General features: G+C 38.7%; 16 protein-coding genes and 1 riboswitch. Of the genes, 13 read left to right on the top strand and 3 right to left on the bottom strand.

The features are described 5' to 3' along the window. Positions 1-181 precede the first annotated feature (181 nt). Positions 182-5350 carry a collagen binding domain-containing protein gene (locus PI85_RS14945; protein ID WP_036122939.1) on the top strand — a complete coding sequence of 1723 codons (5169 nt, stop codon included), beginning with the start codon at positions 182-184 and terminating at the stop codon, positions 5348-5350. Positions 5351-5393: 43 nt separating this feature from the next. On the opposite strand, the gene PI85_RS14950 is transcribed toward PI85_RS14945, so the two are convergent. After that, entirely contained in the window at positions 5394-6002 is a 609-nt protein-coding gene (locus PI85_RS14950) for a class A sortase (protein ID WP_235318492.1), read from the bottom strand. Positions 6003-6145: 143 nt separating this feature from the next. Beyond that, positions 6146-6331 (bottom strand): 2-hydroxymuconate tautomerase, encoded by a 186-nt coding sequence (locus PI85_RS14955; RefSeq protein WP_012292709.1) that lies wholly within the window; start codon positions 6329-6331, stop codon positions 6146-6148. 144 nt (positions 6332-6475) lie between these two features. Here PI85_RS14955 and PI85_RS14960 point away from each other — a divergent pair, with 144 nt between their 5' ends. Next, positions 6476-6994 (top strand): YwhD family protein, encoded by a 519-nt coding sequence (locus PI85_RS14960; RefSeq protein WP_036122942.1) that lies wholly within the window; start codon positions 6476-6478, stop codon positions 6992-6994. Between the two features lie 356 nt (positions 6995-7350). Here PI85_RS14960 and PI85_RS14965 read toward each other — a convergent pair whose 3' ends face one another. Beyond that, positions 7351-9405: a transglycosylase domain-containing protein gene (locus PI85_RS14965; RefSeq protein WP_036122944.1), complete on the bottom strand. Its 2055-nt coding sequence runs from the start codon at positions 9403-9405 to the stop codon at positions 7351-7353. Between the two features lie 320 nt (positions 9406-9725). Between PI85_RS14965 and speB the strand changes: the two genes are divergently transcribed. From speB to PI85_RS15020, 11 genes are all read left to right on the top strand, one after another. Next, a complete protein-coding gene (gene speB / locus PI85_RS14970) occupies positions 9726-10598 on the top strand; it encodes an agmatinase (RefSeq protein WP_036122947.1) in 873 nt (290 codons plus the stop codon). Between the two features lie 141 nt (positions 10599-10739). Then, the gene (locus PI85_RS14975) at positions 10740-11015 is read left to right on the top strand and encodes a hypothetical protein (RefSeq protein WP_036122950.1); all 276 of its coding nucleotides are present in this window, start codon (positions 10740-10742) and stop codon (positions 11013-11015) included. A gap of 24 nt (positions 11016-11039) precedes the next feature. Further along, entirely contained in the window at positions 11040-11672 is a 633-nt protein-coding gene (gene yidC / locus PI85_RS14980) for a membrane protein insertase YidC (protein WP_036122952.1), read from the top strand. A 156-nt stretch (positions 11673-11828) separates the two neighbouring features. Continuing rightward, positions 11829-12260, top strand: a complete 432-nt coding sequence (locus PI85_RS14985) for a DUF1934 domain-containing protein (RefSeq protein WP_036122956.1) — start codon at positions 11829-11831, stop codon at positions 12258-12260. Continuing rightward, complete coding sequence (gene argS / locus PI85_RS14990) at positions 12260-13927, top strand: arginine--tRNA ligase (protein ID WP_036122959.1); 1668 nt, start codon at positions 12260-12262, stop codon at positions 13925-13927. Before PI85_RS14985 ends, argS begins: the two co-directional genes overlap by 1 nt. 221 nt (positions 13928-14148) lie before the next feature. After that, positions 14149-14538, top strand: a complete 390-nt coding sequence (locus PI85_RS14995; protein WP_036122962.1) for a MerR family transcriptional regulator — start codon at positions 14149-14151, stop codon at positions 14536-14538. Then, entirely contained in the window at positions 14531-16033 is a 1503-nt protein-coding gene (locus PI85_RS15000; protein WP_036122965.1) for a class I adenylate-forming enzyme family protein, read from the top strand. Before PI85_RS14995 ends, PI85_RS15000 begins: the two co-directional genes overlap by 8 nt. Position 16034: 1 nt before the next feature. Next, positions 16035-17702, top strand: a complete 1668-nt coding sequence (locus tag PI85_RS15005) for an acyl-CoA dehydrogenase family protein (RefSeq protein ID WP_036122968.1) — start codon at positions 16035-16037, stop codon at positions 17700-17702. Positions 17703-17761: 59 nt separating this feature from the next. Beyond that, a riboswitch (cobalamin riboswitch) is annotated at positions 17762-17943 on the top strand. 143 nt (positions 17944-18086) lie between these two features. Continuing rightward, complete coding sequence (locus PI85_RS15010) at positions 18087-19058, top strand: ABC transporter substrate-binding protein (RefSeq protein ID WP_036122970.1); 972 nt, start codon at positions 18087-18089, stop codon at positions 19056-19058. Further along, positions 19055-20056: an iron ABC transporter permease gene (locus PI85_RS15015; protein WP_036122974.1), complete on the top strand. Its 1002-nt coding sequence runs from the start codon at positions 19055-19057 to the stop codon at positions 20054-20056. The genes PI85_RS15010 and PI85_RS15015 overlap by 4 nt, the downstream gene beginning before the upstream one ends. Then, positions 20053-21513: an adenosylcobinamide amidohydrolase gene (locus tag PI85_RS15020; RefSeq protein ID WP_036122978.1), complete on the top strand. Its 1461-nt coding sequence runs from the start codon at positions 20053-20055 to the stop codon at positions 21511-21513. Before PI85_RS15015 ends, PI85_RS15020 begins: the two co-directional genes overlap by 4 nt. Positions 21514-21525: the final 12 nt, after the last annotated feature.

Raw genomic sequence — 21525 nt, forward strand, 5'->3', positions numbered from 1 at the left:
TATAATTTGTTAATTCCTATGTCCTATGTTAGGATACAATTTGGCTTTTATTCACAAGAATGACAAGTTAATTTCAGGAAGGAGAGCAACCATTGTTTGGGGCAGGCTTAACTGAAAATGAAAGAAAGCTATCGTCGTAGTAAACAATCAAGCTCTCTATCTATTAGAAAAGAGGAGTGTCATGAGAAAAAAATTGAACATTGCTATGCTGACCATGTTGTTAGTGTTCCAAACACTACTCAGCCCACTGTCAGTATTTGCATCTGAAGACCTTTCGACACCACCAGTCGTGAATGACAATGGTTCGGATGATGAAATGGAAAAAAATCCTTCTACACCAGTGAGCAATGATACAGATTTGTCAGAAGATAACATAGGTGAAGAAGAGCTTTCTACAACACCGCAAGAAAATGAAAACAAGGAGCAAGATCCTGAGGGCCAGGCTCCTGAAGAAGAAAAAGTGGAGGATGAACCTGCTAAAACATTGCCAGTGGATAATTCACCATTGGTTCCTCAAGAAATTCCAGCTTCACTATTATCATTTGTAATGAAAATAGGTGAAAAAACAGTTGGAGCAGGTGAATTTGGTACAGAGTTAGCTCCAAATACAACAGCTAACTTCACGGTTAAATTTTCCGTGCCAATGCAAGATAGTCAAGCAGAAGCTTGGGGAGATGGGAGTTGGTTTGAATTCCAATTGCCACAGTCGTTAATTGATTTTGATGGGGCATTCGCCGGTAGCAAAACAGTAAACGGTATCACATATAATTATGTAACTACGGATAATAAAGTTCGTGTAGAGTTAAGTGGTATGGAGCCCGGCTCAGGAAGCTCTCAACCAGAGGAATTAACCGTTACATTCAATTCTGGTTTTAATAACCTTTCTGACGACATTGAGCAGGATCTGGAAATTCCTGCAGCCACAGGCGGTAGTGAGATAATTAAAGTTAAATTTACTTTTTTACCTTCAACGAGCAACAAAAAGGTAAGTAAGGAGAAACTAGGGACTCCTACACCTGCAGCAAATGGTAACCATGAGATGGAATGGCAGGTATGGGTTAATGAAGCAGGTAAATTATTAAGTAATCCAACTTTAACAGACGAGCCAACATCACATGAAATTATGGCTAATTCCGTAAATGTGTATCAATATGAGGTTGGTCTTAATGGAGTGAGAACAAGTACAGAAAACATTGTTCTGACAAATGGTAGTTGGAGTGATATTCAAAGTACGCTGACTGGTAAGTATGCATATAAAATTACGTATAAAACGTCTGTAACATTAGAGGCGGATAAACGTGATGGTGTAGTTAACTTTAATAACAAGGTACTATTTACTAATGATGGACAAATAGAATCTTCTAATACGGCAACGCACACCATTACGTATGGAAAAGCGCTAGATAAAAAGTTAGATAAAAATACAAACTACGAAACAAAATGGCATATTGATTACAATCATAATTTGTTAAGTATCGATCAAACTGATGCATATATTATAGATACAATTAAAGGTCCTCACGAAATCGATGCATCAAGCATTAAGGTTTATAAAATGAATGATGCAGCTGGCAATGTGGCGACAAAAGTTTCGGAAGCTAACAGAGTAACAAATGGATTTACTATTAATCCGACAACTGGAAATGCTAAAAGCTTCACATTAACCTTTGATAACGATATTTCAGATGCCTATACAATTGTGTATGATGCGAACTATAGTAAACAGGATTTTTATGAAGATGAAGCAGGGCAGTTTAATAATAGTGTGACAAGCGGTTCAGGTAAAGAGAAGAATATAAACTATGTACTTACTGAAAACCTATTAAAAAAATCATATACAGTTGATTTTGATAAAAAAGTAATTACATGGACGATCAACATTGTATCTGATAATCCAACTAAACCAATTAACAACCTAACACTAACAGATACATTTACAGCCGGTGCTGCAGATGGGGTACATGAGTTAATAGATCACACTGTAAAGCTTAATGATAAAGCAATTCCTTATACTCTAATTGCCGGAGATAAGAAAAAAGGCTTTACAATTTCAGGTATTAACGTACCAGCAGGTAGTACATCAACTATCACTTATCAAACGAGCTTCGCAATTGGTGATGAGGGTACTGTACAAAAGCAAGGGTATGGAAATACAGCTGCTACAGAGTGGACAAGTGGCGGTAAATTATATGAAAAATCATCTTCTGCGAGCTATATTCCACAATCAACTACTGTTAATAATGGCAGTAAATCGGGAACGTTTAACTACTCCACGCAGCAATTTACATGGGATGTAAAAGTGAATATCAATAAAAAGGATATTAATGGAGCTATTTTAATCGATACAGTTGGTGAGGGACATAAGTATCTACCGGGAACAATTGAAGTGTTACCTTTAACTAATTTAGGTGGTAGTGATACAGGCGGAACTATTGGTACTACACCGATTGACTCGAATAATTACACAATTTCAGCGGAAACAGATAAAGGCTTTACATTAACATTCCGTGATTCCTTATCAGGAGATATCAACTACCAGGCATATGTTGTTCGTTATAACACAAAGGATGACGATCATATTTTAGGTATTGGTTCTGATACGTCTACTGATAGAGGGAATGTATATACGAATGATGCCACATTTAAAACAAAAGGTACGCAAGAATTTACGCTGGAATCTACGCCAGTAAAAATTGATGAGAATGTAGCGAACAATTTAGTGACAAAAAATAAACCACAACAAAACGCGAGTAAAGAAACCATTACTTGGACATTAGATGTGAATAAATCTCATTCTGATTTAGGTCAAAATGTCATCTTAACAGATTTACCAGGTAATAATTTAATGCTATTGGAAAGTAGTATTCTATTAGCACCATATACAGTATCTAAAACAGGTATTCAAAATGGATCTAACTGGCAAACACCTTTGCAATTAGGGGTAACTGTCAAGTTTGATACTCAAGGTGGCTTTAGCCTCGAATTCCCTGATTTAAATCGAAAAGGGTATCAAGTACAGTATAAAACAATAGGCTTTGGTCAAATCGGTGATGCATTAGAAAATACAGCAACATTGCATTATACGGGGCAAACAAAGGCTAATCAAAAAACTGAGAGTGACTATAAGGGTAAATTTAACTTTAGTAGCTCCGAATCAGATTTTTCGTCAACACGAGGCAGTGCCAAATTCAAAAAAATTGGTATCGATTCAGCTACAGGTCAATTTAAAGAAAATTTAGCTGGTGTTGAATTCCAACTAATTAAAAAAACCGCAAAACCAAATGAATATATCATACAAACAGCTACTACAGATGCAAATGGTGAGTTCACATTTGAAAATGTGCCGTACAATGACTATCTCATCCGTGAAGTAGCAGCACCAACTGGGTATACTAAAATGTCTGATTTTAAATTTAAGTTAGATGAAAACACGACACTAAATAAGCAGCCAGACTTACTAACACAACTTGTCAATACGACACCAATAGTTGGTGGCAGTTGTACACAATTCGAAATAGAGATTAAGGATATTGATGGTCATTCTATTACTACAGGTACAGTTACATTAAAGGATACCAATGGTACAGAAACAGCACCATATAAAGTAACAAATGGCAAAGTGACATTACCTAATCATTTTACTGCTGGTGAGTATACAGTCACTCATTCAGTTGAAGGTGAATTAGGAAAGGTGATAGTGAAATATGATGGTGGTTGTAAAGCTGTAGTTCAACCAGTGCCAAAATGTGAAAACTACACAATTGTAGTGAAAGATGGTCAAGGTAATATTCGTACAAATATTTTAGAATTAACATTAAAACAAGGTACTACAGTAGTGACAAAGGTATCTCCTGACGCAGTAGGTAAGTTTACTGTTCATTCAAATGACCCTACTACTGGTGTAAAACCAGGTGAATACACAATATACGAGGGTAACCAATTTTTGGGTACAGTTACACTGACATACAAGAAAAGCTGTGGTTATGAATTTACAATTATACAAGCACCAAAATGTGAAACGTTCGAACTAACGGTCAAAGATGTTGATGGAGAATTGATAGCAGATAAAACGAAAGTAACGATTAAAGATTTAGATGGGAAAACGGTAGCTACTGAAGAAACAAAAGACGGTAAAGTAGAATTAAAAGATTTAGAGCCAGGTGTTTATAGTGTATTTGATAAAGATGGCAATAAAATTGGGGAATTCTCCAGCAATATTAATTGCCAAGCAGAAGTTCAACAAACACCAGCCTGCGAGCGCTTTACAGTAGAGTTAAAGGATGCTAATAATGTCCTAATTAAGGCGGGGAAAGACGTTGTTATTAAAGATAAACAAGGTAACGTTATTTCCACAGTGATAGAAGTGGATGGTAGTATGACATTTGTTTCTAAAGATGTACCCGCAGGTAAGTATGACGTTTATGACAATAAAGTTTATTTGGGAGAAATTGTAGTTTCTTACAAACAAATTTGTAAAGTAGACTTATCAGTTGCCCCTGCGTGTCCAAACTTTACATTAACGATTAACAATATGTATGGTCAGCCTCGTGAAGGTGTCAAAGTAACATTCACAGATGAAGCTGGTGTAGTAATAGAAGAGAATGGTTCAACAGAATTTACAACAAATAATATAGGTCAAATTACGATAAGTAATTCATTAATTAGGCCGGGTAAATATATGGTCAAAGAGAATGGTATTACAATCCTTGGTACAGTAACAGTAGGTAATACGTGTGAGGCTAACATTCAGCCAACACCACCTGTAACAAATCCAACTGATCCTGATAATCCCACGTCAGAGTCAGGGCAGCCGGTTGATCCAAACAAACCAAATCCAGATCCAGAGAAGCCAGTTGATCCAAACAAACCAAAACCGGATCCAGAGAAGCCAGTTGATCCAAACAAACCAAATCCAGATCCAGAGAAGCCGGTTGATCCAAACAAACCAAAACCGGATCCAGAGAAGCCAGTTGATCCAAATAACCCAAAGCCAGATACTAACAAACCTACAACTCCTGGTAATGGTGGCACATCAGCACAAAATGTTATTGATCAAGGGAAACAATTACCACCGTATAATCCATCTAACGTAACTAAAGATACGTTAGATGCTTATAAAGATTTCCTGAAAAAATATAGTAAGCTATCAAAAGATGAGCAGACTGAGGTGGCTCAAGCTATTGATATTAATAAAATCAAAGCGGATGCAGAGCGCTTAGAAGCACAGCTAAGAGCACATGGTAAATTACCACAAACAGATGGAGCCAATCAAACAGCTCTTGTATTTGTTGGTTTACTTCTTGTAGCTGGGTCAATATGGTTCATGCGTCGCCGTACAACAGAGATTTAATCAAAAAAGCGCCATCTTTTAGTGATGGCGCTTTTTGTGTGATTTAAAAGGTTCCTTTGGCATTTTCTAAAGAATAGCTTTGCACAAAATCTGCTTGTAGAGCCAGTCGTTTGGAGCCTTTTTCCGCGCAAGTAATTAAGGTTAACGTCGTCTGATTGGGGATATCATCCACGATGTAAACATCTGTTGCTGCAATAATTTTTTTAGTCGCTAATTTATACTCATACACATTACTCATGTCTGTGACATAAATAATATCGCCAATTTGTGCTTGATAGAGGGGACTGAATAAAATATCTTTCTCTTCAAAATAATGACCTGCCAAAGCATAGTTTCCTTGACCGAGCTGCTGATTGGGCTTCATCGTACCCGCTCCAATAGCAAGAACAGCATTGCCTACTCCCTTTAAAATAGGAAGCTGCATATGGACACTAGGCACGGCAATACTGCCGATAACAGGCATTTTACTAGCATTTATTTGCGCTTGGAGAACCTCGGCGATGGACAGTGATTGCACGGCTTCGAACTCAAAATTCGCATCTAGTTGGTTGTTCTTTTTTATATCGTCAGTGCTGTACTCTACTGCGTTGAATTGGTCACTCATACGTGCAATCAGCGCGTTTTGAATAGGTGTGATAAATATTAGTAACAAGCCGATGATAAGCGCACATAGAAGTAAGGCCAGTTTAAGTTTTTTCCTTTTCATTAATCTTTGATCACATCCTAGCAATAGTAACGAAATATTGAAACGTTTAAAAATGGGTAGAGCGTTAGGCGGCTCTACCCAAGTTCAATTTATTTATCACTCAAACGAACGCCAGCAACGCCGTAATGGTTTTTAGACATTTCTTCAATAAAAACTGTTACATTTTCTGCAGGTGCATTCACTGTGCGAGAAACGGCCTCTGTTACTTCTTTTACAAGGGCACGTTTTTGTTCCTCTGTACGACCTTCAAGCATTTTAACTGTTACGTATGGCATAATATTGCCTCCTTTATAGAATAATGTTGTATAGTTAGTTTATAAGAAAGTAGTATAAACTTCTTACTTGCGTTGAGGCATAGTGCCATGATAATTGTGGCTATATGCTTCCTTTTATAATAGCAGAATGGAGGATATTTAAGTATGACAAATGAAGAAAAACCAAAACAAAAAATGGGCTTTACTATTATAAAAAATGACCCAACTGATGGTCATAAGGGATTTGGGATTGGTTCGCTTTCGTTAGAAAATGTATCGCCAGTCATTATAGATGTGGAAGAGGGAACAGCATCTGTTGAGATTGGTGCTATGCATGCGCGTAGCGATGTGGAACGCGGAATTAAATTTACAACGGATCGTGCGGATTCAGACGGTGGCAAGCCATATTGGCTAGTATGGGTGACAATTGATCATAAAGAGGATGGACCTTACTATGCGGGAATAACAGCTTGTGAAATGGTAGTGAACCGTGAAAAACGCCGTGGCTATAAAATTTTGGCTGATCATGTGAATAAAATGGATAAATCCATGAAGCGTCATATTATCGTAGAGCATATGGATACACCGTCTAAAAAAGTGTTAGCTTCTTTCCTAGAACAACTTAATCCAGACTTGTGGGAGCGAAGTAGCGAGCAATTGCGTCAAGACTTATTTGTCGAATAGCCCTTTAATGATTGAACAAACTGTGACATTTTGCAATCGTTTTCGATATTAGGTTGAAAGTGAGTTTGAAACAAAGTAAACTTGAGGCAGAGCTTACATTTTAGTAAGCTAGGACACTTGGTTTCGCGAAAGTGATGAGCGCTATGCGGCATTTGAACAACCCAAGCCAAATGCCCCATGATGCTCATACTTCGCAAACCATAAAAAGAAAAGCTTTCTGTTCCCACGGACACGTCTCCGGGGAAGAGAAAGCTTTTCTTATTTTTCGTATATCTATCTGTTACTTTGTCGAGAGCCTTCATAACTTAAAACGTATTAGGTTTAAAAAGGTTTCCGGATGATTGTTTGTTTATTTTTTAGTCTTTAAATATGGAGAACGGTAGCATATTCCAAAATTCTCCCCATGTATTACTGTCAAGAATGTCGAAGTTTGTACATTTCTCAGTTGGTACATCCTTAGATTCCATATAGACAAGTCGTTGTTTTGGGCATGCGTCAGTCGCTAATTTACCTGTTTCGATATCGATAACAACGCCTTCAACAGCTTTTGGCTTTTTGAAATCTTCATTTTTTGTCCCTTTATTAACAGTCTCCATAAAGTCTATCCATATTTGCTTTGTCGCTGCAGTATCTTCTTTTGTCGTTAGGTTTTTCCCTTGGTCATAGCCGTTCCAGACACCAGCAGTTAGACTTGGTGTAAAACCGATAAGCCACTGGTCACTATTGGTAGACCCTGATTTTGCTGCATAAGTATGGGTCATGCGTGAGCGAATGCTTATACCTGTGGCAGGTGAGTAATCGCTGAATACGGGGTCAAAAATACCTGTCATCATTTCTGTTAAGATAAATGCATTCTCTTTGGAAATAGCTGTCTCCGTTTTTTTCGTCACACCTTTATTTTCATAAATAACGTCTCCATTAGCATTTTTTATAGATACAATTGCTGTCGGAGTCGTTTGCTGCCCTTGTGATGCTAAAACATTATAAGCATTTGTCATTTCATATAACGTAGTTTCAATCGTGCCAAGTGCAATTGATAAATTATCCTTTGCACCAATGCCTACATTAAAACGGTTCGCCATATCGTGAAATTCCTTGAAGCCAATGTCTTCTAAAGTCTTTACAGCATAAATATTATCTGAGATAGCAATAGCTTGCGCCATAGTCATATCGTGATCAGCAAACTGCCCATTTACATTTTTAGGGGCATACGTCCCTCGTCCATTATCATAGGTAAAAGTTGTTTCACCTACATCTAAAAAAGTAAGCGGAGTGTACCCATTTTCTAAAGCTGCCGCATATAAAATAGGCTTGATGGTAGACCCTGGCTGACGTTTTGCCTGTGTCACACGGTTAAATGAACTTACTGCATAGTCACGACCACCTACTAATGCTGTTACAGCACCAGTTTTTGATTCCATACTAACAAAGGCTGTTTGAAGATCATCAGCAGGCATGTTTTTTGCCACTGCTTCTTCGGCTGCTTTTTGATGTTCCAGATTCAAGGTTGTTTGAATCGTCCAGCCACCCTCACTAATATCCAGATTTTTTGATTTTAAAATTTCACTCGCTTCTTGCCAAGCAACATCTAGGAAATAAGGGGCAACAGATTTGGTTGCTACCCAACTGTCATTTTTCAATACAAGTTGTTCATTTTCCGCACGTGTTTTTTCTTCTTGTGAAATAGCTCCTTGATCTGCCATAAGCTTTAAAATAACATGTTGGCGATTTGTAGCTTTATCCAAATTAGCAATTGGCGAATAGATACTTGGACCCTTTGGTACACCGGTTAACATGGCTGCCTCTGCAAGCGTTAAATCACGGGCAGACTTGCCAAAGTAAAATCGACTGGCTGCTTCCACCCCGTACATGCCATGACCGTAATAAACCGTATTTAAATAACCTTCTAATATTTCATCCTTATCATAAAAAACTTCTAATCTATAAGCATACAGAGCTTCATTTAATTTACGTGTCCAAGATTTCTCATGAGAAAGATAAAGGTTACGCGCATATTGCTGGGTAATTGTACTAGCTCCTTGTACCTTTCCTCCAGCCTTAATATCCACTAAAATCGCACCAGCAATACGAGAATAGTCAAAGCCACCATGTTTATAAAAATCTTTATCTTCAACAGCTACTACTGCTTCTTTTAAAAAAGGTGACATCTCATCGAGACCAACCCAATAACGTCTTTGATTTGTAAAGTGGTCTCCAATTTGGTTCTCATTTTCATCTAAGAAAATTGAGGCTTTCGGTACGGTTAAAGGCGGTGCACCAGCCACTTGAACATAGATGCGTAGTGCTACAAATGCTACGACAATTGCAGTTGCAAAGGCGACAAAATAAGTAAGTGATTTCCGTGTGCGCTTTACACGCTTTTGCTTTCGATGATAGCTTTTTCGTTTCATCCGACTTTCACCTCGTTTTCTCACAACTTCGAACTTACCGTTAGTATGTGTTCGAACATTCATCTTTAATCGAAATTCTACCTAAAAACTATTGCACTTTATTCAAAAACATCTATACTTTTTTTGTACTACTTGAAACGCTGGCATTCGACAAGAACAACATACTTTGTAGATTTTAATCGAAATTTGCTAGACGTTCCAATAATGTATACGAGGATAAAAGGATACAGGTTTCATTACAATCCTGTAAGCCATCATAGATGGACTTTAAGATAAGTTGTTTTTTAAAATAATATTTTATTTATAACGGAGGTCTAGCAATGAGATTTGATGAAGCGTATTCAGGAAATGTATTTATAAAAAGTCATCCTACATATGAGGATGCTCAGGCAGTTATTTATGGTATGCCGATGGATTGGACAGTTAGTTACCGTCCAGGTTCACGATTCGGCCCACAACGTATCCGTGAGGTATCTATCGGTCTTGAAGAGTACAGCCCATATTTAGATCGTGAGCTTGAGGAAGTAAAGTATTTTGATGCAGGTGATATTCCACTACCATTTGGGAATGCACAACGTTCATTAGATGAAATTGAAAAATTCATTGAAAAATTACTAGCTGATGGCAAAATCCCTGTTGGTATGGGAGGAGAACATTTAGTGTCTTGGCCTGTCATGAAAGCAGTATCTGCTAAATATGATGACCTAGCTATCATACACTTTGATGCTCACACAGATTTACGAGTGGAGTATGAGGGAGAGCCACTATCACACTCGACACCAATTCGTAAAATTGCCGAACATATCGGACCTAAAAATGTATATTCATTTGGTATTCGTTCAGGAATGAAAGAGGAATTTGAATGGGCGAAGGAAAACGGTATGCATATTTCTAAATTTGAAGTACTAGAGCCGTTAAAGGAAGTTCTTCCAACGCTGGAGGGGCGTAATGTTTACGTAACGATCGATATCGACGTGTTAGATCCAGCTCATGCACCGGGAACTGGCACGGTTGATTGCGGTGGTATTACTGCGAAAGAATTACTAGCTTCCATTCATGCCATTGCAGCAAGCGGCGTAAATGTTGTAGGCTTTGATCTGGTGGAAGTAGCACCTATTTATGACACATCTGAAATGACAGCTAACACAGCTTCTAAACTATTACGTGAAATGATTTTAGGCTGGGTAAAATAATTTAAATAAACATGATTAGATGGGGGTAGCTATGGCTAGCCCCATTTTTTTAGTCGTTTCAAAAAAGTAAAGGTATTATTTGACTCAATATTCACAATACGAATATAATTTTTTATATATATAAAGGGAAGGAGGGGTATTGTGATTTGGTCTCTTCTCGTGAATGATATATTTATTTTTATGAGTACAATGGAATATTTTTGGCTATTGGCTTCGTTCGTTCTAACAGTTCTGTGTGTTAATGTACAGCTATATTTCGCCAATAAATTCATGGTTCAAGACATACAAGATGAAGAAATTGAAGTAGATTATGACATCACTAATACTTGGACTCCACCTTTGCTAACGTGGTTCGTTCTATGTATAAGAACGTCAGAAAACAATGAGGAAGAAAGTGTGTCTCCTAGTTTGATGTAAACTTTAAAACTAGGAGGAGAATCATTGTTTACTTTTTTAACGCAACCAATTATTTATTTCGTTCATTTTATCCATTCTTTTACAGGAAGCTATGCCATAGGTGTTATTAGTATTACGATTGCAGTGAGAGCAGTACTTATGCCGCTTTTTATTAAATCGGCCAAGCACCAAAAACATTCAAAAGAATTAATGACATCCATTAAACCTGAACTAGATGTGCTTACTGCTAAATTGAAGAATAGTCATGACGAATCTGAAAAAATAATGGTGCAACAAAAAATACAAGAATTAACTTCAGATTCATTGAAAAGCTCATTATTAGGTTGTTTACCAATCATCATTCAATTGCCCGTGTTATTTTCACTGTACTATGCGATTAAGCTAGATACAGTGATTGCCAGTGAAAATTTCCTTTGGATGAATTTGGGCACAATGGATATCGGGATTTCAATAATTGCTTGTGTCATCTACTTCATGCAAAGCTGGCTTTCGTTAGATAAAAATCAACCGATAAATATGAAGATTATGATGTTCATTAATCCCATCATGATCCTTATTTTTAGTTTGTTTAATCCAGCCATTATTCCAATATATTGGACAGTAAGTGCTTTATTATTAACGGTTCAGCAATTAATTGTTAAAAAATTGTATAGATAAATGGCAAAAATCCACTCTTCATTAGAAGGGAGGATTTTTTTATTGTTCTATTATCCTTAGTAGTTGCGCTCTAGTTGACTTCTATCTTGAAAAAACAATGGTATTCATCCTATAATAAAAAGGTTATAGTAAAAGACTAAAAAGGGAGCGTCCGTTATGGCGAACGAAGTAAGATCGCAAGTAAATATTAAGCTCATTTCTACGATTCGCCCAAGTGATGGAGAATCCGAAAGTTATGAAATGCGGCTCAAAGGGCAGCTACTTGAAAAAGCAGGAAGCTTGTATTTGAAATATGATGAGGTGCAGGAGGATAAAACCATCCGCACGACTATGAAGTTAGGCCATGAGAAGGCGCTTATTATGCGTGCTGGAGCTGTCAGTATGCGTTTACCACTGAACATAATTGAACAGCAAAAGGGGCATTATGAAGGTGAGTTTGGCTCCATGCCACTCGTGATCGACACGAAGAAAATGTCGTTTACGAACAGGGCAGTAAGCGGAGATTTCCATGTACAGTACGATTTACTAATGGGTGGGCAATCTGTTGGCAATTATACATTAGATATTACATTTACGGAGGTACAATGATGAACGCAGTAGAACAAGTACAACAGGCTATAAAAGCAGCGTTGGCTCAAGCCGTGAAAAAAGCAGGCTTAGTGGAGGCTGACACAGAATTAACAATTCACCTGGAAACACCAAAGGATAAAGCAAATGGTGACTATGCAACAAACATTGCTATGCAATTAACAAAGTTAGCGAAGAAGCCACCTCGTGCAATTGCGGAAGCTATTTTAGAAAATCTGGATACTGAAGGAACAGATATTGAGAAAATTGATATTGCTGGTCCTGGTTTCATGAATATCACAGTGCGTAAAGATTTCCTAACAGGGGTAGTTACACAGGTTCTCGAGCAAGGCGCAGACTATGGTCGTTCAAATGCAGGCGCAGGGGAGAAGATTCAAATAGAGTTCGTTTCGGCTAACCCTACAGGAGATCTTCATTTAGGACATGCGCGTGGGGCATCTGTTGGAGATTCATTATGTAATGTATTAGATATGGCTGGCTACAGTGTCTCTCGTGAGTACTATATTAATGATGCAGGGAACCAAATTAATAACCTTGCATACTCATTAGAAGCACGTTATAAGCAGGCATTAGGATTGGATGCTGAAATGCCAGAAGACGGCTACCATGGCCCAGATATTATTGAAATTGCTGGCAAGCTAGCAAAAGAGCATGGTGATGCAATCCTAACTAAATCAGATGAAGAACGTTTTGCATTCTTCCGTCAGCATGGTTTAGAGTTAGAATTAGATAAATTAAAAACAGACCTAGCAAACTTCCGTGTAAACTTTGATGTTTGGTATTCTGAAACGTCTCTATATGAAAACGGAAAAATTGAAGTGGTATTAGATAAATTAAAAGCAAATGGTCATGTGTTTGAAGAGGATGGCGCTACTTGGTTCCGCTCAACAACTTTTGGTGATGATAAAGACCGTGTATTAATTAAAAACGATGGTTCTTTCACATATTTAACGCCAGATATCGCCTATCATGAGGATAAAATTGTCCGTGGCTTTGATAAACTAATCAATATTTGGGGAGCGGACCATCACGGCTATATTCCACGTATGAAAGCTGCCATTCAAGCATTAGGCTATGATCGTGATACATTAGAAGTAGAAGTAATTCAAATGGTTCAGCTTTATAAAAACGGTGAAAAATTCAAAATGTCTAAACGTACAGGCAATGCGGTAACAATGCGCGAGCTTGTGGAAGAGGTTGGTTTAGATGCAGTTCGCTACTTCTTCGTAAAAACAGCAGGCGATTCTCATATGGACTTTGACCTTGACCTTGCTGTATCGCAATCTAATGAAAACCCAGTGTATTATGCACAATATGCACATGCACGTATTTCATCAATTTTACGTTCTGCCAATGAACAAGGTTTTGCGGCTACAAGTGAAAACCTAAACCTGTTAACAGCTGAAAAAGAAATTGATTTATTGAAAAAAATAGGCGATTTCCCACAAGTGGTAGCTGACGCGGCTAAACATCGTACACCACACCGTATCGCAAATTATATTCAAGAAACAGCAGCTGCTTTCCATAGTTTCTATAATGCAGAAAAAGTATTAGATGCTTCAAACAAAGAGCTAACAGAAGCTCGCTTAGCATTAATTACTGCAGTTCGTACAACAATTGCTAATGCGCTTCGTTTAATCGGCGTGTCAGCACCAGAGAAAATGTAATAGTCCAACTTAGCCCCTAACAGGAAAAGTGTTAGGGGCTTTTTATATGGATAGTAAGCAAGTTAACATATTAAATAATGGTAGTTAATGATACGAGAGTATTGGCTAGTCATTAAAATTTCTGCTTCGGACTATATTTTTCTGTTTATTTCGAAAATTTTGTTGAAGTTTACGTTAACGTCAATGGTATACTGTTGCCAATCAGGAAGGGGGAGACGATTATGAAGACAATTCAAGAGGTGGCTAAGGAGTTCGATGTGTCCACGCGTACAATTCGTTATTATGAGGAGCTTGGGCTTCTTTGTCCTCAACGTTCATCTACGAATCAACGAACCTTTTCGAAAAAAGAATTTGCGAAGCTCAAGCTTATTTTCAGAGGAAAGCGTTACGGCTTTTCACTGGAGGAGATCAAGGAAATGGTATTACTTTTCGACTTTGATCGCTCAGGAATTCAGCAATTGGAGCGAACCGTTGAATACGGAGAGCAAAAGATTCAGGAGATTGATAGGAAAATAGCTGAGCTTACCCAAATGAGAAATGAATTACAACAAATGCATGGCATGTTTAATGAAAAATTAACGACTTTAAGGGGAGAGATGCACGATGAATAGTTCCGATTTATTAGCACGTAATGCCCGTAAGTATCCAACAAAGGAAGCCGTTATTTGTCATGGTAGAAGAGTGACCTATTATGATTTAGATGAGCAAGTGACCCGTTTTAGTCATGCCTTATTAGAACAGGGTGTAAGGCAGGGAGATAAAGTTTTGATTTTTATGCCTAACGTTGTAGAGTTTGTCGTTAGCTATTTTGCTATTCAGCGAATGGGTGCTATTGTCGTCCCAGTCAATGCTAAGTTCACATTACAAGAAGTAGAGTATGTGGCACAGCATGCTGAGGCAAAGGCAATTATTGCTCATGAAGCCATTTTTGCGGCAGTCCAGCATATTGCCGTAATCCCGTTAAAAATTAAAACAGGACAACAAGTAGCTGGCTGGCTTCATTATGAAACAATCATTCAAAGTGCCAGTGCCCAAACGATTAAATGTCAGTTGAACGAGGATGATGCTTCGACTATTTTGTACACATCAGGTACGACTGGGAAACCAAAGGGCGTATTGTTTAGCTATCGTAATATATTAACGGTTGCGCAAATGATTGCAGTTGAAATGGAGGTCAAGCCTGAAAGCCGTATATTGCTAATGATGCCATTAACTCATTCGGCTCCATTGCATTTATTTTTAATGGCAGGTGTATTTGTAGGCTCTACAAATGTGTTAACGCCAACTTTTACACCAGACTTATTAATGGATTCCATTGAACAGGAAAAAACAACCCATTTCTTTGGCGCACCTGTTGCTTATTTATTAACAGCACAGATGCCAAGATTGCAATCAGCTGATTTGTCCTCCATGAAATGGTGGGTATATGGAGGTGCACCTTTATCTGAAAACGAGGTTCGTTTCATTCAACAGTCATTCCGCACAACTAATTTAACATGCGTATATGGATTAACAGAGGCGGGACCAAGTGGATCATTGCTATTTGGCAAGGAGCATGAAGGAAAGGCTGGGAGTATTGGACAGCGAGCACCTTTAGGTACAGAGATACGTATTGTTAACGATAGTGGCGAAGATGTACCAGCAGGAGAAGTAGGGGAAATCGTTTTATTTGGTGAGGGTAATATGCTTGGCTACTACAGAGATGAAGCGGCAACTAGTGCGGCCTTTATAGACGGTTGGTTAAAAACAGGAGATCTAGCTCGTAAGGATGAAGACGGTTTTATTTGGATTGTTGATCGAAAAAAAGATGTGATTATTTCGGGTGGAGTCAATATTTATCCGAAAGAAATTGAAGATTGCCTTTTAAGCTTTGAGGGGATATTTGAAGCGGCAGTGGTTGGTGTTCCACATCCACAATGGGGAGAGACAGTGAAGGCTGTTTATTCCGCTAAACAGGATATTAATGAAGAGGCTCTAAAAGATCATTTAGAGGGGCAGCTTGCTAAGTATAAAATACCGCGTATTTTCGAAAAAGTGGAAGCGCTACCAAGGAATGCGTCAGGCAAAATTTTAAAACAATCTTTGAAAGGACAAGAGGTGAGATAGCATGAAAGTTTTACAACAGGAAATAGCAGGCACAAGCAATTTCTTTACAGATGATGATACGCTTCAAAAAGTGTTGGAAATGATGCTGGATAAAGAATTTTTATCTTATGCGCATCGGGAATTGATGGACTTTGGTGAGCTATGTGCGGGTGCTATAGACGTGAGGGCGAAACATACTGATCGACAAGGAGAGCCTCGCCTTCAAAGGTATAATGCCTATGGCGAAGAGGTTTCAGAGGTATGGGTCAATGACGGCTACAAAAAAACAATTGAGGAGACATATAATACGGGGATTGTTGGCTATGTGCATAAAGATATTCCCCAACTAGGTCACAAAGGGAATTATGTCTATAGTTTTGCACAAGGTTATTTACTGTCACATGCAGAGCCCGGTTTTTATTGCCCTGTGACGTTAACGATGGCCACTGCCTATTTATTAGACCATTATGCAGAGGAAGAAGTTAAGCAGCGCTTCTTACCGCATGTTTGTGCAACAGGCGATATGGAGCTATATGAGGGAGCGACTTTTTTAACAGAGCGACAAGGAGGCTCGGATGTTGGTGCGAATGTAGTAGAAGCAAAACTTGTGGAGAATGAATACCGCCTCTATGGTGAAAAGTATTTTGCCTCCAATGCAGGGATGTGTGGGGTTGCAATGGTATTGGCACGAATAGAGGGTGCACAAGCAGGCTCTAAAGGATTAACCCTATTTGCAGTTCCATGGCGAAATGAAGATGGATCGGCTAACCATCTTCGTATTCGACGACTAAAAGATAAATTAGGTGTGAAAGCCGTTCCATCTGGTGAGGTTGAGTTTGATGGAGCACTCGCGTATGTAGTTGGTGATCAAAATAAAGGGATTTATTATATGCTGGAGGCGCTTAATTTATCAAGAATTTGTAATGCTGTGGCATCCATTGGTATTATGCGCCGTGGCTTCTTAGAGGCGAAGCACTATGTGTCAAATCGATATGCCTTTGGTAAACCTTTAACACAGTATCCTATGATCCAGGATACATTAGGTAAATATGCCGCTAAGCTGCATGTAGAAGTAGCCACGATTTTTGATCTTATTCAATTATACGATAAAGTGACAAGTGGTCAGGGAACAGAACAAGACATCATCATGAACCGTTTATATATTGCCATTATGAAAAAGGAAACGGCAGAGCAAGCGGTCCATTATGCAAGTGAAGCAATTGAGCTACATGGAGGGAATGGCTATATTGAGGACTTTGTAACACCACGCTTACTGAGAGATGCGCAAGTGTTGACGGTATGGGAGGGTACGTCTAATATACTAGCTTTGGAGCTTATTCGCTTAGTGGATAAATACAGGGCACATGAATTGTTTATTCAAGAGATGGGCGCGCGATTAGAAGTTTTAACAGACCATTCATTAGTGAAAATCGTTCAAGAGCAATTAACTAAACTATCGGCAACCTTACAAATTTTTAGTACTCTCGATGAAGCGACAAAAACGTTTGAAGCAAAGGATGTTGCCAAAAAAATGGCTCAATTATATGAAAGTGTCGTAGCCGTTGAGTGGGCACAAAAATTTGGTGGGAAATATGACAAACTAGCGGATGTTTATTTAGAGCAAACTTGGTCATTACGAACGATTGGTGCTCCGATGAAAACCGTACAGTATTTTGCTGAAATCGTCTAATAACCTTTGGAGTCGCCTTGATATAGAGGCGACTTTTTTTAATTTCATGTATAATAAAATCAACTGAATAGTATAAAGGTTCTTTACTTATGTAAAGTGAAAAGGGAAATCGGTGTAATTCCGATGCGGTCCCGCCACTGTAAGTGTGAGTTTTTTCAAATGATGCCACTGAAGATTTCGGGAAGGCTTGAAAAAACGTAATGCACAAGCCAGGAGACCTGCCTTTATAGCATAGACATGACAGCCTACGAGGATAGGATGGTGGATTTTGTATCAGTTTTTTGGTGCGATTTTGACCCCTCATCATTCGAAGATGAGGGGTCTTATTTTGATGGAACAATATTTCTAACACCTGAACGCACAAATCAACGAAGGAGGATTCACATGAAGAAATTTTGGAAAATAGGGGTATCGGCATTTTTAACGATAGGGTTGCTAGCAGCTTGTGGACAAGAGGCACAAAAAGACAATTCCACACCTACAAAAGAACAAACACAACAAGAAACATCTAAGGCGGAAGAAGCAACATTCCCTATGACTATAACGGATGCTATTGGGAAGGATATTACACTAGAGGCTCCTCCTGAGAAAATAGTGTCACTTATTCCAAGTAATACAGAAATATTGTTTGGCCTAGGTTTAAAGGATGAAATAGTAGGGGTTACAGACAACGACGATTATCCACCAGAGGTAGCTGAAAAAGAAAAAGTTGGTGGCATGGAGTACAATATTGAACAAATTATTGCCTTAAAGCCAGATATCGTTTTTGCTCATGAATCTAGCATGTCTCTTTCGGAATCAGCTATAGCACAGCTAGAATCGGCGGACGTGAAAGTATTTGTTGTAAAAAATGCCCAAGATTTTAATGAAACCTATACAACGATTGAACAGCTTGGGCGTGCTACAGGGAAATTACCAGAAGCCGAAAAAATCATTGCTGACATGAAGGCGAAAGTGGAAGAGGTTCAGGGGAAAGTGAAAGACGTTGAACCTAAGAACGTTTTTGTAGAAGCCTCTGATGAACCTAATATTTATACAGCTGGACAAGGCACATTTATGAACGCAATGCTGGAGATGATCCATGCAAAAAATGTAGCAGCAGACGGTGATAATTGGTATGAAATTGGTGCAGAACAAATTATCACAAAAAATCCAGATGTCATCGTGGTGACATATAGTTATGTACCTGATATTTTAACAAAAATACCAAAGCGTGCTGGTTTCGATACAATAAATGCAGTGAAAAATAATGCTATTGTGCAAGTAGATGAAAGCACAACAAGCCGTCAGGGACCACGTTTAGCGGATGGCCTTGAGGAATTAGCAAAAGCTATCTACCCTGAGGTATTTAAGTGAAAAAAGTAGCAACAGCCTATGTATTAACATGTACGCTTCTTATCATTAGCATCTGGTGTGGCGTCGCTATAGGCTCTGTTCATATTCCGATAGAAGTGTTGTGGAATCAGTCAGTTGATGAAACAGCTGCCAATATCTTTTGGAAAATTCGCCTGCCCCGTGTGCTTTTAGCGGGGCTAGTAGGAGCTTCTCTCGCCATTGCGGGAGCGGCTTTCCAAGGCTTGCTCAAAAATCCATTAGCAGATCCATATACATTAGGTATTTCATCTGGTGCTTCTGTCGGCGCAGTCATGACAATCTTTTTTAGTATTTCTATGCCTGTTGTAGGCTTGTATGCCTTACCTACCTTTAGCATGATAGGCGCAATCATTACAATGGTGATAGTGATGAGCTTTGCTAGAGTAGTGGACCGTTCTTTAAAGATGGAAACACTGATTTTAACAGGTGTTATCTTTAGTTCATTTTTAGGATCGTTAATCTCGTTAATGATTGCTTTATCGGGAGAGGAACTGCGCCAAGTAATCGGCTGGCTACTCGGTTCTGTTTCTATGCGTGGCTGGCCGTATGTTCAAATGATTATCCCATTTGTCATTGTTGGTTCCCTTATGCTGTGGACACAGAGACGTGAGCTTAATGTTTTGTTATATGGGGAAGAAAGAGCGAAGCATTTAGGTGTCAATGTAAAGCGAAGTAAGTATTTGATTTTAGTAGGTGGCTCCATGCTAACTGGAGCAGCAGTTGCTGTTTCAGGCACAATTGGCTTTGTAGGGTTAGTTGTACCACATATGACAAGAATGATTTGGGGTTCTGATCACCGTCATTTACTTCCATTATCATTTTTTAATGGGGCAACATTACTTATTATTTGTGATTTAGTTGCAAGAACCATCATCTTGCCAAGGGAACTGCCCATTGGTGTCATTACTGCATTTATTGGAGCGCCTGTTTTTTCCTATATTTTTTATAAGCAACGAAGAGGCAAGGGGGTACGGGCGTGATTGTTGTTGAACATCTATCAGGTGGTTATGAAGACGTACCGATCGTCAATGATATAAGCTTTACAGTTGGAAAAGGAAAGATTCTTGGCATTTTAGGGCCAAATGGTAGTGGGAAATCAACATTATTAAAGGTAATGAGTGGTATTCTACCAGCAGTTGAGGGCACGATTTCTATTGATGGAAAAAGCATTCTTTCCTACAATGCCCGTGCTTTAGCAAAAAAAATGGCTGTTTTACCACAGCTCCATGCGAACGCTTTCTCAAACAGTGTAAGAGAGGCTATTTCGCTTGGACGTTATCCACATCAAACAGGCTTTTTTTCAAGTTGGTCTGAGCAAGATGAACAAGCAGTTCAACATGCAATGCTGCAAACAGGCATAAAACGTTATGAGCATACACCGATGGAATTCTTATCGGGTGGTGAACAGCAAAGAGTTTTTGTTGCACAGGCTCTTGCTCAAACTGCGGAAATTTTACTGCTAGATGAGCCGACAAATCATTTAGACATTGCCCATCAGCGGCAAATTTTAGATATGGTGCGGAAGGAAGCTGTGGAGTGTGGTTTAACGGTAGTGATGGTATTACATGATATGAATTTAGCCTCTCTCTATTGTGATGAATTATTGCTCATGGAAAGTGGACAAATGAGAGCTTTCGGGGCACCACATGAAGTATTAATTGCTTCTCAGATTGAAGAAATTTATCAAGCACGAGTAGCTACTTATGCTCATCCAGAAATTCCTAAACCGCAAATTACGATGATGCCTGCAGCAAGCGACTATCAACAGCGAGCTGTAATAAAAAAAGAACATTTTATAATAACGGAACACTTTATTCAGCTTCAGTCAGAGATTCCTATAAAAACGGTATCCTCTGCTGTCCATAACCCTGGAATTGGATGGCATAATTGCTTGTTAAACCGCTCTGTTCCTAGTGATTATGTGATTAGTGATGTAAAGAGAGAGGTTAATGAATTTTTGCAAAGAGGCCATTTTTCGCCTACGAATACAGTTGTCATGCTGACAGCAGTGCCAACAGCTCTTGTGGCGATCAATGAAATTTCTGCACCATTTGGCAGTGTGATAGTAGCTGTTACTGCTGGTGTAGGGAATGCAGTAGATGTATCTCGTGTGCACGAAAGGCAGGATAAACCATATATTGGTACTATTAATACATGGGTAATTATCAACGGCTGTTTATCGGAGGAAGCATTTTTTCAGGCCATGATGACAGCTACAGAAGCGAAAACGAAAGCTATGCAATCAGAAAATATTCGTGATGAGCGTAGTGGAACGATTGCTACAGGTACTGCTACAGATAGCCTTTTAATTGCAGCAACTCAAAAAGGGAAAGAAATGTTATATGGTGGTCCTATTACGGAAGTTGGTAAAATGATTGCAAAGGGTGTTTTTGAAACTACGGTTCAGGCTATCAGAAATTACAAAAATCAATTTTAGGAGATGAGCGAA

This window comes from Lysinibacillus sp. A1, assembly GCF_000801965.1.
Taxonomy (GTDB): domain Bacteria; phylum Bacillota; class Bacilli; order Bacillales_A; family Planococcaceae; genus Lysinibacillus; species Lysinibacillus fusiformis.